Here is a 7,261-nt window from a genome sequence, read left to right as displayed (position 1 = left end):
AGGCAGAGGCAGAGGCAGAGGCAGAGGCAGAGGCAGAGGCAGAGGCAGAGGCAGAGGCAGAGGCAGAGGCAGAGGCAAACTAACAAAGCCACCCAATCCGGCAAGAGGGAGACATAAAAAAACCGGCGCCTTGGCGCCGGTTTCTGCTCACTGCGACTCGATTACAGAGCGGCGGTGAAGGTACGGGTGATGACGTCTTGCTGTTGCTCTTTGGTCAAAGAGTTGAAGCGAACGGCATAACCGGATACGCGGATGGTCAACTGCGGATATTTCTCCGGGTTTTCCATGGCGTCCAGCAGCATTTCACGGTTCATCACGTTAACGTTCAGGTGCTGACCACCCTCTACGTTGGATTCGTGGTGGAAGTAACCGTCCATCAGGCCAGCCAGGTTGGCTTTCTGGGCTTCCATATCTTTACCCAGTGCGTTCGGAACGATGGAGAAGGTATAGGAGATACCATCTTTAGCGTAAGCGAACGGCAGCTTGGCAACGGAAGTCAGGGATGCAACAGCACCTTTCTGGTCACGACCGTGCATCGGGTTGGCACCCGGGCCAAACGGAGCACCGGCACGACGGCCATCCGGGGTGTTACCGGTCTTCTTACCATATACCACGTTGGAGGTGATGGTCAGAACAGACTGGGTAGCAACAGCACCACGGTAGGTGTTCAGCTTCTGAATCTTCTTCATGAAGCGCTCAACCAGGTCACAGGCGATGTCATCGACGCGAGCGTCGTTGTTACCGAACTGCGGGTATTCGCCGTCGATTTCGAAGTCGATGGCAACGCCATCTTCGTCACGAACCGGCTTGACCTTGGCGTACTTGATAGCAGACAGGGAGTCAGCTGCTACGGACAGACCAGCGATACCACACGCCATGGTGCGATATACGTCACGGTCGTGCAGCGCCATCAGAGAGGCTTCGTAGCTGTACTTGTCGTGCATGTAGTGGATGATGTTCAGCGCAGCAACGTACTGCTTGGCCAGCCAATCCATGAAGTGATCCAGACGATCCATCACGTCGTTGTAGTCGAGGTACTCAGACTTGACCATTTCGGTTTTCGGACCGACCTGGATCTTGAGCTTCTCATCCATACCGCCGTTGATTGCATACAGCATGGTCTTGGCCAGGTTGGCACGAGCACCGAAGAACTGCATTTGCTTACCAACGATCATCGGGGATACACAGCAAGCGATGGCGTAGTCATCGTTGTTGAAATCCGGACGCATCAGATCGTCGTTCTCGTACTGAACGGAAGAGGTCTCGATGGATACCTTGGCGCAGTACTTCTTGAAACCGACCGGCAGCTTCTCGGACCACAGGATGGTCAGGTTCGGCTCAGGGGACGGGCCCATGGTGTACAGGGTGTTCAGCATACGGAAGCTGTTCTTGGTGACCAGGGTACGGCCGTCAACGCCCATACCAGCCAGGGTCTCGGTAGCCCACATCGGGTCGCCGGAGAACAGTGAATCGTATTCCGGGGTACGCAGGAAGCGAACCATACGCAGCTTCATGACCATGTGGTCCATCAGCTCCTGGGCTTCTTGCTCGGTGATCAGGCCTTTCTGCAGGTCACGCTCGATGTAGATGTCCAGGAAGCTGGAGGTACGACCGAAGGACATGGCAGCGCCGTTCTGGGACTTGACTGCCGCCAGGTAGGCGAAGTAGGTCCACTGTACGGCTTCTTTGGCATTCTTGGCCGGTACGGAGATATCGCAACCGTACTTGGCAGCCATCACCTTCATCTGTGCCAGGGCACGGTGCTGCTCGGAGATCTCTTCGCGCAGACGGATGGTGGCTTCCAGGTTGACGCCGTTTTCCAGGTCAGCTTGCAGGGACTTGAACTGGGCCAGTTTGTCGGCCATCAGGAAGTCGATACCGTACAGAGCGACACGACGGTAGTCACCGATGATACGGCCACGGCCGTAGGCATCCGGCAGACCGGTGATAACACCAGACTTGCGGCAGTTCAGGATGTCTTTGGTGTAAACGTCAAACACGCCCTGGTTGTGAGTCTTGCGGTACTCGGTGAAGATCTTCTCGACCATCGGGTCCAGTTGACGACCGTACACTTCGCAAGAAGTTTTAACCATCTTGATACCGCCGTTGGCGATGATGGCACGCTTCAGCGGCTTGTCAGTCTGCAGACCAACGATCTGCTCCAGGCTCTGATCGATATAACCGGCATCGTGTGCGGTAATGGTGGAGGGCAGGTCAGTATCAAAATCGACCGGCGCGTGAGTGCGGTTCTCGATTTTGATCCCTTCCATGACCTTGTCCCACAGCTTGGTGGTCGCTTCGGTCGCGCCAGCCAGGAAGGACTCGTCACCTTCATACGGGGTGTAGTTCTTCTGGATGAAGTCACGGGTGTTGACAGAGGTCTGCCATTCACCGGCCGCGAAGCCTTCCCATGCTTTTTGGAACTGTTCGTTAAGTTCTGCCATTTTTCATTACCTCACACGGTATTGATGTAGTATCCCGCAATCATCCTTAATGATGACGACGGAAGATAAACCAGTAAGTCAGACCAACCATCACGCCACCACCGATGATATTGCCGATGGTAACAGGGATGAGGTTGTGTAGGACGAAGTTGGATACGGTCAGGTCAGCAAAGGTTGCCGGATCCTGGCCGATGGCCTGCCAAAACTCCGGGCTAGCCACGCTATGGATAGCGATGCCAACCGGAATCATAAACATGTTTGCGATGCTGTGCTCGAAACCTGAGGCAACGAACATGGCAACCGGCAGCAGCATAACCACTACCTTGTCAGTCGCGCTGCGGGCACCGAATGCCATCCATGCAGCCAGACATACCATCAGGTTACAGAGGATACCGAGCGCCACTGCTTCGAAGAAGGTGTGGTGAATTTTGTGCTGAGCCACTTTGAGTGCGTTAAGGCCCCACTGACCGTCTGCTGCCGTGTACTCGGCAGAAACGATGATCAGCGCCACCATCAACAGACCGCCAATCAGGTTGCCGAAGTAGACCAGCCCCCAGTTCTTGAGCAGCTGGGCCCAGCTGATCCGGTTGGCCGCTTTGGCTACCAGCGTCAGGGTGGTGGAGGTGAACAGCTCGGCACCGAGCAGTACGCAGAGAATAAGTCCGAGAGAGAAGCAGAGACCGCCAACCAGCTTGGCCATACCCCAAGGCATGGAACCGGTTCCGGTAGTCACTGTGATGTAGAAGATAAATGCGATGGCGATGAAAGCGCCTGCGGTAATGGCCAGTGGAATGACCTTGTATGCCGGCTTGGTAGCCTTGGCGTAGGTGATGTCTTCAGCCAGTGCAGCGATGGCTTCGGGCTTGAGACAATCGAATGGGGATTCAGCTTTCAATTATGATCTACCTGAATGTTTTGCCTGTTGAAATCATAACAAAGGGCCAAATGGCCAAAATTGACATCGATCAAATTTATCAGTGTGCGATTGTAATTTTACTACAAATATTTGAGCCGCATGGCTACGCCAGTTTACACCAGGTTTCAGCTGAAACAGAAGTGTTGGATTTTTAATATAATGATTTTAAAGAATTTATAGTTCGCCACACAAACCATGCATTGGCAAGATATCTTTGCAGTTCCCAAGCATGCCCCCTGCCCTACCTGCAACCCCCTTAGAGGTATTTTTTGTTTTTTATTTCATCTTTGAATAACAACGACATCGCTTATCTGCATCAAACAGAAGGGGCCAACCGGCCCCTCCTTTACTAACACATGGTCAATGTATCTTTTATGACCACTGATGGGCACGCTTGGCCTTTTGCAGCTTCTCGTAGGCCGCCAGCAGCTTCTGGTGCAGCGGGAATTGGGCAAGCGACAAGTCAGCTGCTTCAAGCCCGTGGAAACGCGCTTCGCCACTGGCGTTGGCCCAAGCCTGTGCCAGCGTCTCTTCGCCATACATGCGGGTGAAGACAGCGCGATACTGCTCCGGATCCCGCTCCTCGTCGAGGAACAACTCAACGCAGGCACGCAGGGCGCGGTAGTAACTGGCTCGCTCGGCGGTGAACACTGACTGGTTGAACTCCATGGTCCAGTCGATGAGATCCAGCGCCGTCTCCAGCTCACCGGCGGCCAGCGCCAGCATGGCTTTGAGCTCGCCCACCCGCAGGGTGTGCAGCGCGGTGCCCTTGGCGGCAGCGATGCCCAGCAGCTCGCGCACACGGGTGCGCTCGTCGTGCCCCTCTTCATCCAGTTGATCAAACAACGCCATATACTGCTCGGCATCCCAATCAAGGGATGGCAGCGCCAGGATCACTTCGCGCAGGTTGGCGCCCATGTTGTTGTTGGCCAACAGCAGATCTTCGGCCGGATAGATGTCGGACATGCCCGGCACCAGAATGCGGCAGGCGTAGACACCCAGATGCTCGTAGTCGGCGATATAGACCGGCTGCTCAAGCTCGTGGAAGATGCCGATCAGGTGGTCGAACTCCTCCTGCGAGGTGCCTCGGAAGTCCCAGTCGGCGAACTCGAAGTCCGCATCCTGCTTGAACAGATCCCAGCTGATGAGGCCCGAAGAGTCGATGAAATGGGTCTCGAGGTTGTGGTGATCCGCCACCTGCTCGTTGTCGAATGAGGGCGGCACGAACACGTCGAGATCCTTAAGACCACGGCCCTGCAGCAGCTCGGTGACGGTACGCTCGAAGGCCACTTCGAAGCGCGGATGGGCACCGAAGGAGGCAAAGCAGGTACCGTTGCTCGGGTTGAGCAGGACCACGCAGATGACCGGATAGCGGCCACCCAGGGAGGCATCAAAGCTGTAAATGGGGAAGCCTTCTGCTTCCAACGCCGCGATGGAGGCAGCAATTCCCGGGTAACGGGCAATCACTTCGCCAGGGATCTGCGGCAGGCTCAGGGCCTCGGCGATGATCTTGTTCTTCACGTGGCGCTCGAACACCTCGGAGAGCGCCTGGGTGCGCGCTTCGGTGCGGGTGTTGCCGGCACTCATGCCGTTGGAAACATAGAGGTTGCCGATGATGTTCATCGGGATATAGACGGTCTGGTGATCGGACTGGCGCTCGAACGGCAGGGCGACGATACCGCGCTCTTCGTTGTTTGACTGCAGATCCACCAGCATGTCGGCGGTCACTTCACCATCCGGGTTGTAGAACTTGCGGGTGAAGCTGTCGAGCAGACCGGCCGGGAACTGGTCACCCTCGATGGGGAACCACTTCTCGTTGGGATAGTGAACGAAATCACCGTTTGCTACCTGCTCGCCCAGATAGAAGTCGGCGAAGAAGTAGTTGGTGGAGAGACGCTCGAAATACTCACCCAGAGCAGAGGCGAGAGCCGCCTTCTTGCTGGCACCCTTGCCATTGGTAAAGCAGAGGGAGCACTCCTTGTCCCGAATATGCACCGACCAGACGTTCGGCACGGGGTTGAGCCAGGAGGCCTCTTCAATATCAAAGCCCAAGGCTTGCAGCTTGGTCTGGAAGCGTTCGATGGAGTCTTCCAGCGCCGCGTCCTTGCCGGGAATAAAAGTGTGGTCAGTCATCACGATATCCTGATTTTTATTGGCTCATGTTCGGCCGCAGATAATAGCAGGGGTCGGCGGCTTTGGCAGGACAAAAATCAGCAAAGAGGGATGAGTCGCACGGTGAGAAACCGGCTTGTCCCCGCTCCCCCGCCAAAAACAGCGCGGGCCCGGGGATTGCCCGGGCCCGCTGGTTACGCGACGCGATAAACCGTCAGAGCTGCTTGCCCTGGCTCGCAATCACCTGGCTGTACCAGTGGAAGCTCGCCTTCTTGATCCGGCGAAGGGTGCCCCCCTGCTCGTCACGCTCCACATAGACGAAGCCGTAGCGCTTCTGATAGCCGTTGAGCCAGCTCAGGATGTCGGTGAACGACCAGGCGCAGTAGCCGAGCAGTTCCACCCCATCCTGCATCGCCTCCTGGCACGCCTTGACGTGACTGCGCAGATAATCGATGCGGTACTCATCGTTCACCTTATCGCCCGCCTCCAGCTTGTCGAACTCGCCAAGACCGTTCTCGGTGATCATCAGCGGCAGACCATAGCGGGAAGAGAGGCGACGCAGGGCGATACGCATCCCGGTCGGATCGATGGCCCAGTCCCAGTTGCTGGTCTCAAGGTGCGGGTTGGGCGCCGTCTTGAAGAGGCCGGGAATGCCGCTTGATGGCGTGGTGCCCTTCTTGCCGGTGGTGTTGATGCGCTGCAGGGTCTGACCGTCCAAGGGGTTATCGGTGTAGGTCAGGGTGTAGTAGTAGTTGACGCCAATGTAGTCGGGCGTCCCTTCGCGCAGCAACTCCATATCGCCCGGCAGGATCTCGGGCGCCTCACCGTTTTCCCGCAAGTAAGCGAGCGCCGCCTGCGGATAGCGGCCAAAGCAGTAGGCATCCAGCCACCAGAGGTTGTTGAACTCCTCGGCATTCTCAAAGGCCAGCATATCTTTCGGGTCGCACGATGCCGGATAGGCAGGGGAATAGGCAAAGCTCGGGCCAATCAAGCCATTCGGCACATACTGGCGAAATGCCTTGATAGCACGGGCATTGGCCAGAAACGCGATATGGTTGGCGGCAAAGAAGCGCTTGCGGTCCTGCACGGCGGGCGGATGGGTGCCGAGCTGATAGGCGTTGGTGAGGTTGTAGTTCTGCTCGTTGAGGGAGACCCAATACTTCACCTTGCCGGCAAAGCGCTGATAGAGGGTCACGCAGTAGCGCTCGAAATCCTCGATAATACGTCGGTCTTCCCAGCCGCCGTACTCATCCTGCAGCGCCTGCGGCAGATCCCAGTGATAAAGGGTCAGCACCGGTTCGATCTGGTGAGCCAAAAGGGTGTCGATCAGCGTCTCGTAGAAAGCCAGCCCCGCCTCGCTCACCTCGCCGCGGCCACTCGGGTAGATGCGCGGCCAGCTCACCGAGAAGCGATAGGCCTTGAGCCCCATTTCGGCCATCAGCGCCACGTCCTCTTCCATGCGGTGGTAGTGATCCACCGCCACATCGCCGTTGCTCCCCTCAAAGGTTTTGCCCGGCAGCTTGGTGAAGAGATCCCACACCGAGGGCCCCTTGCCATCGGCATTCCAGCCCCCCTCCACCTGATAGGCGGCGGAGGCGGCGCCCCACAGAAAATCGCTCGGGAAGTCGTTGAACTTGTGGTGATGCATCTGGTGTTGCTCCTTCTGCAGCGGTGGTCCTGACCACCTCGATTGCGCCGACTGGCGGCACCCAATTGAATTGGCAATAGCATCGAACAGTTCTAGAATTCCGTCCAATGACAAATATAACCATTCAATATTCCCATAAGG

General features: G+C 56.8%; 4 protein-coding genes. All 4 read right to left on the bottom strand.

Annotated features, from left to right (window positions below; all coding sequences use genetic code 11):
* Nucleotides 1-161 precede the first annotated feature (161 nt).
* A complete protein-coding gene (gene pflB, locus LG31_RS0111995) occupies nucleotides 162-2,444 on the bottom strand; it encodes a formate C-acetyltransferase (protein WP_033114694.1) in 2,283 nt (760 codons plus the stop codon).
* Between the two features lie 46 nt (nucleotides 2,445-2,490).
* On the bottom strand, nucleotides 2,491-3,339 hold the full coding sequence (gene focA, locus LG31_RS0111990) for a formate transporter FocA (protein WP_005333620.1): 849 nt from the start codon (nucleotides 3,337-3,339) through the stop codon (nucleotides 2,491-2,493).
* A 393-nt stretch (nucleotides 3,340-3,732) separates the two neighbouring features.
* Nucleotides 3,733-5,493: a 30S ribosomal protein S12 methylthiotransferase accessory factor YcaO gene (gene ycaO, locus LG31_RS0111980; protein ID WP_033114692.1), complete on the bottom strand. Its 1,761-nt coding sequence runs from the start codon at nucleotides 5,491-5,493 to the stop codon at nucleotides 3,733-3,735.
* A gap of 193 nt (nucleotides 5,494-5,686) precedes the next feature.
* Complete coding sequence (locus LG31_RS0111975) at nucleotides 5,687-7,120, bottom strand: glycoside hydrolase family 1 protein (protein WP_033114691.1); 1,434 nt, start codon at nucleotides 7,118-7,120, stop codon at nucleotides 5,687-5,689.
* Between the last annotated feature and the right edge of the window lie 141 nt (nucleotides 7,121-7,261).

Source organism: Aeromonas lacus (assembly GCF_000764665.1).
In the GTDB taxonomy this organism is placed as follows: Bacteria; Pseudomonadota; Gammaproteobacteria; order Enterobacterales; family Aeromonadaceae; genus Aeromonas; species Aeromonas lacus.
Note: the sequence above shows the minus strand (reverse complement) of the source record. Positions and strands in the feature narration are given on the sequence as shown.